The organism is Rufibacter roseolus (genome assembly GCF_017916365.1).
GTDB lineage: Bacteria > Bacteroidota > Bacteroidia > Cytophagales > Hymenobacteraceae > Nibribacter > Nibribacter roseolus.
The window spans coordinates 1,523,443-1,537,657 of record NZ_JAFMSU010000002.1 but is presented as its reverse complement, the minus strand read 5'-3'; the positions used below and the strand labels follow the sequence as shown (position 1 = coordinate 1,537,657).

Annotated in this window: 9 protein-coding genes; 2 read left to right on the top strand and 7 right to left on the bottom strand. The window is 49.4% G+C overall.

Going from position 1 to position 14,215, the window contains the following annotated elements:
• Positions 1-118 precede the first annotated feature (118 nt).
• From J3P35_RS15265 to J3P35_RS15250, 4 genes are all read right to left on the bottom strand, one after another.
• Positions 119-1,195 carry a zinc-binding metallopeptidase family protein gene (locus J3P35_RS15265; RefSeq protein WP_210465426.1) on the bottom strand — a complete coding sequence of 359 codons (1,077 nt, stop codon included), beginning with the start codon at positions 1,193-1,195 and terminating at the stop codon, positions 119-121.
• 55 nt (positions 1,196-1,250) lie between these two features.
• On the bottom strand, positions 1,251-2,150 hold the full coding sequence (locus tag J3P35_RS15260; RefSeq protein WP_210465425.1) for a transglutaminase domain-containing protein: 900 nt from the start codon (positions 2,148-2,150) through the stop codon (positions 1,251-1,253).
• A gap of 22 nt (positions 2,151-2,172) precedes the next feature.
• Positions 2,173-3,126, bottom strand: coding sequence for an alpha-E domain-containing protein (locus J3P35_RS15255; protein WP_210465424.1), 954 nt, complete (start codon positions 3,124-3,126; stop codon positions 2,173-2,175).
• A gap of 164 nt (positions 3,127-3,290) precedes the next feature.
• Positions 3,291-4,913: a circularly permuted type 2 ATP-grasp protein gene (locus J3P35_RS15250; protein WP_210465423.1), complete on the bottom strand. Its 1,623-nt coding sequence runs from the start codon at positions 4,911-4,913 to the stop codon at positions 3,291-3,293.
• A gap of 783 nt (positions 4,914-5,696) precedes the next feature.
• On the opposite strand from J3P35_RS15250, the gene J3P35_RS15245 reads away from it, so the two are divergent.
• Positions 5,697-7,412, top strand: a complete 1,716-nt coding sequence (locus J3P35_RS15245; protein ID WP_246850241.1) for a mechanosensitive ion channel family protein — start codon at positions 5,697-5,699, stop codon at positions 7,410-7,412.
• A 37-nt stretch (positions 7,413-7,449) separates the two neighbouring features.
• Here J3P35_RS15245 and J3P35_RS15240 read toward each other — a convergent pair whose 3' ends face one another.
• The 3 genes from J3P35_RS15240 to J3P35_RS15230 form a co-directional block, all read right to left on the bottom strand.
• The gene (locus tag J3P35_RS15240) at positions 7,450-7,632 is read right to left on the bottom strand and encodes a heparan-alpha-glucosaminide N-acetyltransferase domain-containing protein (protein ID WP_210465655.1); all 183 of its coding nucleotides are present in this window, start codon (positions 7,630-7,632) and stop codon (positions 7,450-7,452) included.
• A 106-nt stretch (positions 7,633-7,738) separates the two neighbouring features.
• Complete coding sequence (locus J3P35_RS15235) at positions 7,739-9,601, bottom strand: SIR2 family NAD-dependent protein deacylase (protein WP_210465422.1); 1,863 nt, start codon at positions 9,599-9,601, stop codon at positions 7,739-7,741.
• A 44-nt stretch (positions 9,602-9,645) separates the two neighbouring features.
• A complete protein-coding gene (locus J3P35_RS15230) occupies positions 9,646-11,319 on the bottom strand; it encodes a hypothetical protein (protein WP_210465421.1) in 1,674 nt (557 codons plus the stop codon).
• 94 nt (positions 11,320-11,413) lie between these two features.
• Between J3P35_RS15230 and uvrA the strand changes: the two genes are divergently transcribed.
• Positions 11,414-13,954, top strand: a complete 2,541-nt coding sequence (gene uvrA / locus J3P35_RS15225; protein ID WP_210465420.1) for an excinuclease ABC subunit UvrA — start codon at positions 11,414-11,416, stop codon at positions 13,952-13,954.
• The last annotated feature ends 261 nt before the right edge of the window (positions 13,955-14,215 follow it).

Here is a 14,215-nt window from a genome sequence, read left to right as displayed (position 1 = left end):
TCATTTAGAGGTTGTTTTTACCAAAACAGCCTCTAAACGGATGATTTTTCTCGGTTCAGAAATGCAGTGATATCATTTAAAGGTCCACGATGCCCAGCAAACTTCTTAACAGAAATGCCTACTCTTTTTTCCGGTTTTTCTGGATGAGGCGGTGGATGTAGCGCAGTTTTTCTATGACCGGTTCTGAGAAGGTTTCGGGGAGGAGGTCTGGGAGGCCTAGGGAGCGGTTCACCTCGTTTACTTTCAGGCTCAGGTCTGCGTAGCGGGTGAGCATTTCCTCTAGTTGGGTGTCTACCAGGTCATCGCTAGGAAGTTCCAGAAGGTCGTGGTTGTCGGCGGTGTCCAGGACGGCCATCATGTCCATGTAGGTTCCCCAGGTCTCGGCGAAGTCTTCCCAGGAGTGCATGGTGGCGTACGCGCTGATGTAGCTGTTCTGCCAGTTGGGCTTAGGGCCGTTTTTGTAATACAGGTCCATGGCCTCGGAATAAGTGGGGTTTTCATGGTCGCCGAAGACCGCTTTGTAGGCTTCCTCGTCTTTGTTCTGCACCAGCAATTGCCAATAGTAGTGACCTACTTCGTGTCGGAAGTGGCCAATGAGCGTGCGGTGCGTTTCCCCGAAGGACACGCGCAGTTTCTCGCGCTCCACGGGATCGGCTTCGCTGAGGTTGATGGTGATTTTGCCATCGGCGTGGCCGGTGAAGACTTTCTCGCCTTTCTCCAGTCCAATCCAGCCCAGGATGGGAGAGGCCTCCACGTCTTCTTTGAAGTCAAAGGAGAGGGGCAGCTCAAAGTTCTCGGCTTTGGAGCCGTAGGGCAGGCCCAGTTCATCCAGGAGGTAAAGCAGGCGGCGTTTGGCCACTTCCAGGTCATACCATTTCTGGGCATTACCCTCTACTGATAAATCCGGGATGGTCTCGGTGAGCTGGCAATATTCGCAGAGCTGGTCAAACTTGTGGGGCTGGCCTGCCGGGGTCTCCACCATGCGGTTGCAGACGTTGTAGGTAGAGTAATTATAGCATTTCACCACATGGGCGCCGCACTCCTTGTTGGTGCAGGTGTAGCCGCCCTTGCCGTCCAGTTCCATGGCGTGCATGCCCTCGCATACCGGGCACCAACCTACCTCGCGGTTACAGGACACACAGAAAGAATTCTCAAAGAATAACTTATTACCGCAACTGCAGTGAAATGTTTTCATGCTAATGGTTCTTTATTGGCAGCTGTTAAAAGCCACCCTGGTGATGCAATACGGCTTACTCCTGAAAGCTGGATTGCGTTTGTTCTTGCAGGGCAAAGGATGCTTCCTGCACCGGGTGAACGCTTACGCCATAGCTGGTTTTCTGCTTGCCGTTGGTCTTAATGGTGCCTTTGATGGGACTGCAATCGGCGTAGTCTGATCCGTGGGTGGCTTTGATGTAGTGCGCGTCAGCCAGCAGGTTGTTGGTAGGGTCAAAGCCCTGCCACCCAAAACCGGGGATATACGCCTCGGCCCAGGCATGCATCACGGCAGAGCCCGTCAGGTGCAGGCCCTGGTTCAGGTACCCAGACACATACCGGCACGGAATCCTGTTCAGGCGCGCTATGCCCAGGAACAGGTGCGTGTAATCCTGGCACACGCCCCGGCGTAGTTTGAGTACCTCGTTGGCGCTGGTGCACACGTGCGTGGGCTCGGGGTCAAACTCCAGCAGTTCATAAACATGGGAGTTCAGCCTTTGCAGGAAGCCATATACCGTTTCCTGGGGCTCTCGCATGGGCAGTTGCGGGCGGTAATTATCCCCAATACGGGTATAATGGTCAAAGCCTAGGTACAGGTGGTTTTCCAGGTAAAAAAGGTGGTCCTGCAGCTGGCGTTGCTCTTCCTCCACGGTTAATATGCCTTCTACCGGAAACCAAGTCTGGTCTTTCTCTACTATGGCCCGCATCTCAAACTCAAAGGTGTTGAACGGTTCCACCGTGTGCAGGCTGATCACCTCAAAGCCAAAAGGGTTGGGGTGCTGAAAGGTATCGGCGCTCAGAGAGTTGCTCAGGGAAACGCTGCGCACCACCTGGCTTTCGTTCTGGCAGGGTAGCACCTGAAAAGAAAAGAAGGCCTCCCTCACATTTTCTTCATACGTGTTGTGGGTGCGGTACACCACCTCGTATTCTGTTTTCATATAGGCAAGGCCATAACTGGCATCAATGGTATTTCAAATATTTTACGTCTAGTAGATTAGCAATCTCATAGATGTTCTCCAGGGTTCTTTGCAGGAACTGCGAAGCCCGGTCTTCTACTTCTTCTATGGTGAGGTACTGGAAACGGCAGGCCAGTTTCCCGGCCATGAACTCCAGCGATTCTTTCCGGCTTTCTTCCTGCTGAAAAGAGATGCCCTCAATACATTTCCTGATCCAATCCATGCTATACGCAACAGACTTGGGAAACTGGCTATCAAAAAGCAAAAAATCCAGTACGTGCGATCGGGTAGGGCTGGTTCTGTGGCAGCGCATGAACATGTCAAAAGCCTCGGTGCTCTTGAGGGTGGTGCTCCACTGGTAGTTCTCCAGGGCATTTCCCTGCTTCAGGAACTCCAGCTTCTCAATGTCGTCCAGCTTGGTTTGCAGGATTCTGATAACCTGGATGGCGCGCTCCAGGTGCATGCCCAGGGAAATCAGCATCCAGACATCATTGTGGAGCAAGGTGTTCTCAATGTAGCCCTTGGTGATGTAGCTGTTCTCCTCAATTCTGCGGGAAAAGAACTCAATCTCCTCTGAGGCCATCTCTGAGGTCATGAGCTCGTTTACCTTGTGGTAAAACCGGTTAATGGCTTCCCATAATTCAATGGAGATATTATCTCGGGAGCCGCGGGCATTCTCCCTGATGCGGCCAATGTAGCTGAGTATGGAGAACTGGTTAGATTCAGAGATGGAGATAAAGTCAATGACTTTGTCATCTTCCAGCTTGTCATGTACCCCAAAATACGCCTCCTTGCTGCCCGCCATGTTCAGGATAGATTCAAGGACTAATTCGCGGTGCGGGCCCAGCGGCGCATCTACTGAGGAGACATACTGTACCCGCGTGTAACGGGCAATGTGCTCGGCCCGCTCAATGTAGCGCCCCATCCAAAACAAGCTGTTTCCAATTCTTGATAGCATATGTGGTTGTGTAGTTCTGAGTCTTGAGTTATGAGTCCTGGGGCAGGAATACTGACCAAGGAGATCGATTTTCTATTCTTATGTTTACTTTATCTGTTGGTCCCCCTTTGAAGGGGGTAGGGGGAAGACCTGCTTTTGCAGATCAGTTTTGCCCCTACACTTGGCTATTCCGCCCCGGGTTTGCCCATGGACATGGTGCCCTCCGTACCGATGGACATGCCTTGCGGGCCCATGGTCATGGTTTGGCCGTCCATGGTCATGCTTTGTTCTGTGGAGCCGTTCTGGTGCATGAACATGCCGGCGCCGTTTTCCATCATGACCCAGGTGTCTTTGGAGCCGCCGCCCTGCGAGGAGTTCACAATGAGGCTGCCTTTTTTCAGGGCCACGCGGGAGAGACCTCCTTTGAGCACGAACTGGCGGTCTTTGCCTAGAAGCGTGAAGGTGCGCAAGTCTACGTGGCGGGGTTCAAACTGGTCTTCGCCCTCAATAAAGGTGGCGTGCATAGACAGGTTCATGATAGGCTGGGCAATGTATTTGCGCCGGTTCTCGGTCACCAGGGTTTTAAACTCGGCTAGCTGTTCTTTGGTGGCCTTGTTCCCGATGAGGATACCATAGCCGCCGCTTTCATCCACGGGTTTGATCACTAGGTTGGCCATGTTCTCCAGCACGTATTTGAAGTCATCGTCTTTCTCGCAGCGGTAGGTGTGCACGTTGTTCAGGATAGGCTCCTGCTGCAGGTAGTACCGGATAATGTCTGGCACATAGGTGTACACGGCCTTGTCATCGGCGAAGCCGGTGCCGGGCGCATTCAAGAGGTTCACGTTGCCTTTTTTGTAGGCGGCCATGATGCCGGGTACTCCCAGCATGGAGTCTGGTTTAAACGCCATCGGGTCCAGGAAGTCATCGTCCAGGCGGCGGTACACCACGTCTACCCGTTTGGGTCCGTTAATGGTCTTCATGTACACGAAGTTCTTCTCTACGTACAGGTCGCGGCCTTCTACGAGCGGTACGCCCATGGTGAGCGCCAGGAACGCATGCTCAAAGTAAGCCGAGTTGTACACGCCGGGGGTAAGCACCACGCAGGTGGGCGCGTCAATGCCCTTAGGCGCTACACTCTGCATGGTGGCCAGCAGTTCCTGCGGATACTCCTGCACGGTGCTCACGTTGAACTGCCGGAACATCTGGAACAGGATCCGTTTCATGGCCACGCGGTTAGAGAGCACGTAGCTGATACCCGAGGGGCAACGCAGGTTGTCTTCCAGCACATAGTACTGGCCATCTGAGTGCTTGATGAGGTCGGTGCCGGAGATGTGGTTGTAAATGCCGCCAATGGGTTTGAAGTCCAGCATGGCCTTGAGGTAGTTCTTTGACGAGAAGATGAGCTCGGCGGGGACTACCTTGTCTCTGAGGATGTGCTGCTTGGAGTAGATGTCCTGCATGAACAGGTTCAGGGCCACGCATCGCTGGATAATGCCTTCTTCAAGGTGGGCCCACTCCTGGGCCGGGATGATGCGCGGAAACAGGTCAAAGGGGAAGATGCGCTCCACGCCCTTTGACTTATCTGAGTACACCGAAAAAGTAATGCCCTGGTTGAAGAAAGACATCTTGGCGTGCTCATTCAACTCCTTGAAATCTTCTTTGGAAAACTCCTGGAACTGCTGATACACGGCCTGGTAGTGCGGGTGCACCTGGCCTGGGGCCATGAATACTTCGTCTAAAAATTGCGGCGGAATCTGATAGTTCCCTAAAATCCCATTGCTTTGGTTCTGGCGCAAAGCTGCATCCATATCTGTAGGTCTAAACTTGTTTGTCTTGAGAAATAACTTTTCCCTCTTGTTTAACAGGCCTGGTTTCCCTGCCTGTTTTCTGCCCCTTTTCCCGAAAGTAAAGGCCAAACGCCGATCAGTTCTCTCAACCGGTTACCTGAGGATGCCGGATTAAAAAAGGAGGCGCTGGCCGCGTTGGAAGCACGCGTTCTTAGCCCTGGGGGGCTGGTACCTCTGAAAGTGCACCTTACGCAAAACCCGGGGGACAACGTTGGCTTGTAGAAGCCCTAAAACCCGCCTGTTGGTGAAAATCCGTATTTACTTTTGAGTGTTCTGGTATTTGCCGCAGAAGGTAGAAGAAGCCTTACCGTGCAGTAGGGGTAAATTCGTGCACCGGAAGCCAGAATAATTCTGCAGTTTTGATTGACCATCTGCAGACTGCCAGACGGACTTTCATGTGCCCAGGCAAAAAGCCGGAAGAGGATGGTTTCAGCATACCCAGAAGGAGAAGGGAAATAATCATTGCTGAGGGGAAAAAGCTTTAGCATGCCCGTCTGAATTGCAGTGGTTCTGCAGGGATTTCATAACACATGCACCCGGGAATCGTTTTAAGGCAAGTGGGCCAGAACCAAAGCCGGAAGGTGCCTTGCCTGAATCCGGGCCAGCCTGTACCCTGGTTTTCTGCCCACTACCTGTGTTATTATTTCACCACAGAGATCCCTTATGATTAAACTATTGCCCGTATTCAGCCCCTTTCCTTTTCTTGAAAAACATACCTGGGCCAGGGGCCTGAGATGCTATTTTTTGGTTTTTGCCCTGACCTTGCTTTCGCTGCCTGCCCTGGCGCAAGAGCAGACCAAAGACACTACCGCCGCCGAAGCGGTGGAACCCGACTGGCCCATTGACACCCTGGGCCGGCGCACGCCACGGGGAGCGGTGCAGGGCTTTATCAGGTCCATTGCCCGGGAGAACTATGAAAAGGCTGCCCTGTACCTGAACCTAGACAGCACCCTGGACCAAAAACAGAACGGGGCCAAGCTGGCGCATGCCCTGCAACGGCTCTTAGACCAGAGCGGCGAGATTGTACCGTACTCTTTGTTGAGCGATACCTACGAAGGCCGCGAAGACGATAACCTGGGACCCAACCTGGAGCGGGTAGGGGAGGCCACGGTCAACGGCGAGGAATTTGACCTGTTCCTGGAGAAGATGGAAGACGCGGAAGGCGGACCCATCTGGCTTTTCTCCTCGCAGACGGTGCAGCGTATACCACCAGTAATTGAGGAAGCCGATAAGCCCTTAGCGGATAAAGTGATGCCGCAGGTGGCCGTGGAAACCAAGTGGAACGGCGTGCCGGTGGGGCAGTGGTTTTTCCTGCTGCTCATTGCGGTGCTGGCCTATGCGGCGTCATGGGTGGTGATCAAGACCTCGGTGTTTTTCTTGAAGCACGGCTGGCGCCGGGCCCGCGAAGAGCATATTGCGGCCATCATCCAGGCATTCTCGCTGCCCATTCAACTGTACCTGGCTTTGTGGCTGTTTATCATCACTACGCAGCGGGTGGGCATCTCCATTATTGTGCGCCAGCAGTTCAGCCAGTTAACGGTGCTCATTGGCCTGGCGGTGTTCCTGCTCTTGCTCTGGCGGCTCATTGAAGTGATGGCTCAGTACCTGGAGCGGCGCCTCACCCGCAAACGCAACCAGGCGGCGCTCTCGGCGGTGCTGTTTCTGCGGCGCGGGGCCAAGATCGCGATTGTGGTCTTCGGAGTGATTGCCTTTCTGGGCACGCTAGGGTTTGACGTGACCACCGGTTTGGCGGCTCTGGGGATTGGTGGTATTGCCCTGGCGCTGGGCGCGCAGAAAACCGTGGAGAACTTTGTGGGCAGCGTGACACTCATCGCAGATCAGCCCATCAGGGTAGGGGACTTCTGCAAGGTGGGCGAGACCACCGGTACCGTGGAGCAGATTGGCATGCGCTCTACCCGCCTCCGCACCAACGACCGCACGGTGGTCACCATCCCCAACGGCGACTTCTCCTCGCAGCGCATTGAGAACTACGCGCACCGCGACCGCGTCTGGTTCCACCCCACTTTTGGTGTGCGCTGTGACACCAGCCCCGACCAGATCCGGTACCTGCTGGTGGAGCTTCGGAGCATTCTCTACGCCCACCCCAAGATTGACCCCGAGTCGGCCAGGGTGCGGTTTGTGGGCGTGGGGGCCTCCTCGTATAACCTGGAGGTGTTCTCCTACGTGATGACCGCCGATTACAACGAGTTCCTGGAGATCCAGGAGGACCTGCTGCTGCGCATGCTGGACGTGATCAATGCCAGCGGATCGGGGCTGGCGTTTCCGTCCCAGACGCTGTACCTGGGCCGCGACACCGGCCTGTCTGAAGAGAAAACCCAGGCCGCCGAGGCCCAGGTTCGCCAATGGCGCGAGGCCAATGACCTGCCCCTTCCGGGTTTCAGCGAGGAACGGATAGCGAGCCTCCGCAACACCATTCCTTATAAAGAGAAGGGCGCTTAGGGAGGATTAAATGGGAAGCCCGTTCTGAGCCTGTTTTTCAGAAAACAGGCCCAGAACGGGTTTTGCTTTGGTGCTTATTGATGGATGAGTTTGTGTGGAGCAGATCCCGTACGTGGTCTAGCACCATTATGACAATGGCCAAGCCTCGCACCACATCAATGGAGGAAACCCGGCTTTGGCGGGCTTGCGCCAGCGGAGTAGAAGCTTCGGTGCGGAGCATGGGTAGATGAGTTAATATAAAGTATGTAAATAATTAATAAATATAAATAAGAGAGAAAAGTTATTGAAGTAAGTTAAATATTGAAATGTATAAGGGATTGGTTACGTTATTCTTTATCTAATGAGTATACAACCTTTAATTGATTGTCTCTGCTTTTAATTATTGCCATTGAGTCCTGTTTAGATTTGATTCTTTCTAAGTTTTCGATGTAAGGATCTGTTATTATGAAAATCGGTTTACCGATATTAAGGGTGTGATTGTGCAATTCTATGTACTCGTAATTCTCTCCCGGATAAAAAACCTCCCTTTCTTGGTTTTCTAATTCTAGTATAGCTTCTTTTTGCTCATTATTAAGAGAACTTAAATCAATTCTTAAATCAATATTTCTGTTAATTGTTTGCCATTTTTTATTTATTATATTGGATACTTTATTAAGTGATAGGAAGCTTTCTTCTGTAACAACGATGTTTGTGAATCTAATCGAATAAAATGTTTCTATTGTTTTTAATGATTCAAAATAATTTAAATTTTGTTTGGATAGATCATAATATTGATCAAGATATGGAAGGTTATGGGTGTATTTTGTACCATCATTTAGAAATACAGAAAAAATTTCACCTTTGGATAAGTTGTGCAATAATTTGTATACTTCTATGCCATCCTTTGTTTTGGAAAATTCAATGTTATCTGAGAAATTGAATGAAATCTTAATTTTAGGTGCTTCAGTTGGATTTAATATAAATTCAAATAAAGCTTTGTGAAGTTCAGATAGAATTACACATTCTTTTCCAGGAAAAATTTTCAACGGGATATTTGAAAACTCATCTCCGTTTTTAAAGACAATATCAATTGGCTCGTCTAAGGAAGGTCTCTTCTTTATATGTATTTTAACTATATCATCAGATGAAGGATGTTTAAGCCCTTGTAAAGTTATTTTAGTGTTTATAATGTTGTCTTTAGATATGGTGAATTCTAAATTTCTATTTCCTTGTATGAACTGGTTGAAATTCTGAAAGAAGGAATTATTGTTATTAAGCTTTAAATCCATTTTTCCCTCGTAGAACCCTTGCTTTCCTTCTAAGGATTCTAATTCAAACCCATCTCCGCTGCTTTTTATTTTTGAAATAAGGCCATTTAGATCTAAAAACTTCCTGAAAGTTTCTGGGGAAACATATTTCTTGTCAAGGTCTCCTAGTATAGTTTCTTTAAGGGAAAATATAAGTTCATCAATAAGCTCTTCAGCAGTTGAATCTATGTAATGAATACCTTTTCTAACTAAATCATTTACTTTATGTTGTGGTAAATTTGGAGCAACTAAAAACGCTTCTTTGGTATGTTGTTCTAAATTGTCATAAATTTTATCAAATAGACTGGTTATATTGGAATCCTCTAGGTTATAGCCCAAAAACAAAACATTCTTTGTAGATACTCTTTCTGTTACAACAGTCCAGTACAAGCTATCTTTCTCTTTGTTGAAGAAATTGGTATAGTCTGACTTCGAAATAATTATTCTATCTAATTCTCTAAAGTCACCGTGCACCTTAAAAATATGAACTTTGTTGTTTTCTAAATAGGGAATGTCTCTATTAGATAGTATAACTTGAGCTTGGGTTCCAAATGAATCTTCAAACAAACTATCGTAATTTGTTGTGATTATTGTTTTGAAGTGTGGTATGGTAGTAATTAGATCATGGTATTTTGTACTTAAGGGGACGTGTTGCTCGATTCTTTGTTTTAATAATCTTATGAGAGGATTTCGGCTTTTCTTAATTCTACCATATTCCTCAGTTAAATCGGATAAGGAAAGATTTGGTTGGATAATTTTTTTTTCGGAAGGAGTTAAGGAATCATAAATGAATTCAACTAATTTATTCCCTGAAGGAAATCCTGCATACATAGAGAACCCGGCTCCTGCCCATAAAATAACTTCCTCTTTACGTATTAATTCAAAAAGACTTTCCTTGTGCATAACTCTTAATAATTATTATTAATGGAAAGGGCTTGATTCTTTTACTAATCTATTAAACCTTTTTCAAACAAGATGTTTGTGTTCTTTAAGTAGGGGTATTCGATTAAATATTCCTTTCCGCTTTTATGGATAAAGTTAAATGGTTCATATGGGCTTGTGAAATCATTGATTATGAAATTTTCAAGGTCTTCTATTGTTAGTGTGGTAAACAGGCCGTCATTTTTGTAAATGGATGGAGACATTAAAATGAACATGCCCTCTACTGTCCATTCGGAAAAATCATAATTTTTTTGCTTTGAATAATTAAAGTGCGATTCTATTAACTTAGTGTTATTTGATGCCCATTGGTGTTTATTTGTTAACTGCTTTTCATAATTCCTTTTTTTAGATGAATTAGAGAATTGGTCGTGGTCACTCTTCCAATAGTATAGATCATACCTTGGTCTGTTATTCTTGCATTCGCAAATGAATACTCTTTTATGTTCTTCATTAATAATAATTAAATCTATCTGTCCTATTGCTTCAGTATCTATTCTATAACCTTTTCCTTTATTGTCATACAAAGTTGATATATCTTTGTCGTAAATAAGGTTGTATTTATTTAATATATTTGAAATTAATTCATTCATTGATTCTTCTCTATATAATTCTGCCTTGTCTTCTAACTGTTTCAATGCTCTTTCTTGCTTCCATTCATTTGGTAATTTCCCCCATAAAATTGCATTGCTTCTTAGAGCATGGAGACTTTCGGATGTTTTGCCAGAACCAAGTAGCCAGTATTGGTTGCCATTAATATCCTTAAATTCTATGATGGGCCTGTACATGAGTCTATTATTTTCCTGCATCTTCAGAAAGGATTGTTCCAAAGGGATCTTTTTGGAAGAATTTATTATCAATCCTTCGTAAAAATCTTCTAATTTATGTGCTTGTCTATTCTCAATTGTTTGTTCCTTTATAAAATCTTCTTTAGATATAAGGTATGAGCCTAAACTTTTTGGAAGTGACTTCTGGAACTCAGATATGTTTATACCGAAGTGCTCTTTAAGTTTATCCTCCAATTCCTCATTTATATTGTTGTAATACCTGTTAGGGTATTTTTGCATATCATTTTTAGTATATTCGATTAAATCTTTAAAAGGATTTTTAATATAAACTGTTAATCCATCTTTTTTTGATGATTTCAAATAAACCGCATATTTAAAAAACGAAGTTATATTAATTTGTTCTATAGTTTGAAGGGCGTTCATTCCAAGATATAGAAGTTCTTCTATGATGTTAATTAAACTTGTTTCTGAAATGCTTTCAATTATTAGTTTTTCATTAACTTCTTCGTTAAAATTTTCAGTGATTATTTCTTCCATTAAAAGTTTTAATACTCTTCGTACAGAGGAAAGTTCAACTATATTTTGACTAGAAAAATGTCGTCTAAGTCTCTGAATATTATTGTCCTTTTCACTTGCAATAAATATAGAGGACTCGTGTAGTTTGTGTATATATAATAAAAGTTTTAAACTTCTGTGTTCATTAATTATTTCACTTATAGATTGGAGAAAGTAGTTGTTTATGCCAAGTAAGGCTTCCTTTACTATACTTGGTTCTCTAATGGTTACATAACCATATGAATTCCTGATTATATAAGCTGCTTCTTTCCAATGTATTCTGGAATAGTCTTGGTTATATGTTATATAAGGGTATCCTAGAACTTCTATCAAAGCCATAATTTACTTAAGAAATTTTTTAATGTGGGTAATATAATTTAATATAAACACTATTCTGCAAGTAAAAACTTTTACCATTGATTTTATTTAAAAAATGTCATTTCCTACTCAACATGGCAGCGAAACTTTCTTCCCCGGCTTCGTCACCGTTCGCGGGGCACGCGAGCATAACCTGAAGAACGTAGACCTCTCCATCCCCCGGGATGCGCTGGTGGTGTTCACGGGCGTTTCGGGATCGGGGAAGTCGTCGCTGGCGTTCGGGACGCTGTACGCCGAGGCCCAGCGTCGCTACCTGGAGAGTGTGAGCCCCTACGCGCGGCGGCTGTTCCACCAGATGGCCGTGCCCGAGGTAGACGCCATTGAGGGCCTGCCCCCGGCTGTGGCTCTGCAGCAGCAACGCGGCACGCCCACCACCCGCTCCAGCGTGGGCAGCGTAACCACCCTCTCTAACCTGGTGCGTATGCTGTATAGCCGGGCCGGAGACTACCCGCCGGGCCAGGGCATCATCAACGCCGAGGCGTTCTCGCCCAACACCCCCGAGGGCGCGTGCCCCACCTGCCACGGCCTGGGCCGCATCTACGAGGTCACCGAGGAAAGCATGGTGCCAGACCCTTCGCTCACCATCCGGGAGCGGGCTATTGCCGCCTGGCCCACCGCCTGGGGTGGCCAGAACCAGCGCGACATCCTGGTGACCCTGGGCTATGACGTAGACACCCCCTGGCGCGAGCTGCCCCAGAAAGACCGCGACTGGATTCTGTTTACCCAGGAACAACCCGTGGTGCCCGTGTACCCCGGCTATACCCCCGAGCAAACCCGCCGTGCCCTGCAGCGCAAAGAAGAACCCAATTACATGGGCACCTTCACCAGCGCCCGGCGGCACGTGTTCCATACCTTCGCCCACACCAACAGCCCCCAGATGAAAAAGCGGGTGATGCAGTACATGCTCCACACAGACTGCCCCACCTGCCACGGCAAACGCCTGAACCCCGCCTCGCTCTCTGTCCATTTCGCCGGCTATGACATCACTGAGCTGTCTCGCCTGCCCCTTCAACGCGTGGGTGATCTGCTGCAACCGTTCGCCCAACCCGCTGCTCCCGGCCACACCTCGCCAGACGAGGCCCACCCCGAGCAACAACTGGTGAAGCAGCGCATCGCCCAGGATTTGACCGCCCGCATACAAGTGCTGCTGGATCTGGGCCTCGGCTACCTGTCCCTGGAACGAAGCACTCCTACCTTGTCGCCCGGCGAATTGCAGCGCCTGCGGCTGGCCACGCAACTGTACTCGCATCTGTTTGGCGTGGTGTACGTGCTGGACGAACCCTCGGCAGGCCTGCACCCCAGTGATACCGTGGCCCTGCTCACCGCCCTGGCCAACCTGAAGAAAGCGGGCAACTCGCTGTTTGTGGTAGAGCATAACCTGGACGTGATCCGGCAAGCCGATTGGCTCGTGGACGTAGGCCCCGCCGCCGGCGAGAAAGGCGGCGAAATCCTCTACAGCGGTCCGCCCGAAGGCCTGCAACAGATCACCAACTCCCAAACCGCCGCCTACCTGTTCGGCACGGCCCCGGTGCAAACCCGCCCGCGCCGCACGCCCACCGGCTGGCTCAAACTCAGCGGCGTCACCCGCAACAACCTGCAGAACCTCTCTGCCGCCTTTCCGCTGGGCGTGTTCACCACCGTCACGGGCGTGTCGGGCTCAGGCAAGAGCAGCCTGGTGAGCCAGGTGCTTGTAGAACTGGTAGCCGAACACCTGGGCCAGGAAATTCAACCCGAGGAAGAGGAAAGAGATGCGCTGGAAAGTCCCGCCCCGCAGACCCTGGGCGGCAGAATCGTGAGCGGCATGGAACTCGTCAAGCGGCTGGTGCGGGTAGACCAGAAAGCCATCGGCCGCACGCCCCGCTCCAACATGGCCACCTACACCGGCCTCTTTGACCACGTACGCAAACTCTTCGCCGAGACGCCGCTGGCCAAAAAGCGCCGCTATGACGCCGGCCGCTTCTCGTTCAACGTGGCCAAAGGCCGCTGCGAAAACTGCCAGGGCGAAGGCTTCGTGATGGTGGAACTGCTCTTCCTGCCCAGCGTCTACGCGCCCTGCCCGGTTTGCCACGGCGCCCGCTACAACGCGCCCACGCTGGAAGTCACCTACGGCGACCTCAACATCGCCCAGGTCCTGGATCTCACCGTAGACGCCGCCTGGGCCTTTTTTGACGAAGAACCCACGCTCCACCGCATTCTCACCGTGCTGCGCGAAGTAGGCTTGGGCTACCTGCGCCTCGGCCAGCCCGCCACCGAGCTCTCCGGCGGCGAAGCCCAGCGCATCAAACTCGCCACCGAACTCCAGCGCCTCAGCCGCGGCAACACCCTATATGTCTTAGACGAACCCACCACCGGCCTGCACCCCTCAGACGTTGACAAACTCATGGCCCAACTGGAGAAACTGGTAGACGCCGGCAACACCGTGCTGGTAGTAGAACACACCATGCGCGTCGCCGCCGCCTCAGACTGGGTCCTGGACATCGGCCCGGGAGCAGGAGAGGAGGGAGGAACAGTCGTGGCCGCCGGCACCCCGGAGGAAGTAGCGAAGGCCCCAAGCAGCAAGACAGCTCCGTTTCTGGCAGAAGAGTTGAGGGGGTAATTAGGAATTGGTGTGTTTTGAGGCTGGTTTAATTCAATCAGCTTTAAACTACATTAGTAGATTCGCTGGCGCGAGCTTGCAGCTCGTGTCCGCACGCATTGCTGATTAACATTATTTACGTAGTAACATTGTTTTACTATTGTAATGCAAGCCAAGTAGTAGAAAGGGTAAGTTAATCAGCAAAAGAGGATCAGGTACGCGTGCGGACACGAGCTGCAAGCTCGCGCCAGCGGGGTGAATGAAGTTGCATTTTGTTAGAGC

Bases quoted from the DNA above. Each gene is read 5' to 3' on its own strand.
- J3P35_RS15260 (WP_210465425.1), bottom strand. From the start codon at position 2,150: ATGAAAACAGAATACGAGGTGGTGTACCGCACCCACAACACGTATGAA.
- J3P35_RS15250 (WP_210465423.1), bottom strand. From the start codon at position 4,913: ATGGATGCAGCTTTGCGCCAGAACCAAAGCAATGGGATTTTAGGGAAC.
- J3P35_RS15255 (WP_210465424.1), bottom strand. From the start codon at position 3,126: ATGCTATCAAGAATTGGAAACAGCTTGTTTTGGATGGGGCGCTACATT.
- J3P35_RS15230 (WP_210465421.1), bottom strand. From the start codon at position 11,319: ATGGCTTTGATAGAAGTTCTAGGATACCCTTATATAACATATAACCAA.
- J3P35_RS15240 (WP_210465655.1), bottom strand. From the start codon at position 7,632: ATGCTCCGCACCGAAGCTTCTACTCCGCTGGCGCAAGCCCGCCAAAGC.
- uvrA (WP_210465420.1), top strand. From the start codon at position 11,414: ATGTCATTTCCTACTCAACATGGCAGCGAAACTTTCTTCCCCGGCTTC.
- J3P35_RS15265 (WP_210465426.1), bottom strand. From the start codon at position 1,195: ATGAAAACATTTCACTGCAGTTGCGGTAATAAGTTATTCTTTGAGAAT.
- J3P35_RS15235 (WP_210465422.1), bottom strand. From the start codon at position 9,601: ATGCACAAGGAAAGTCTTTTTGAATTAATACGTAAAGAGGAAGTTATT.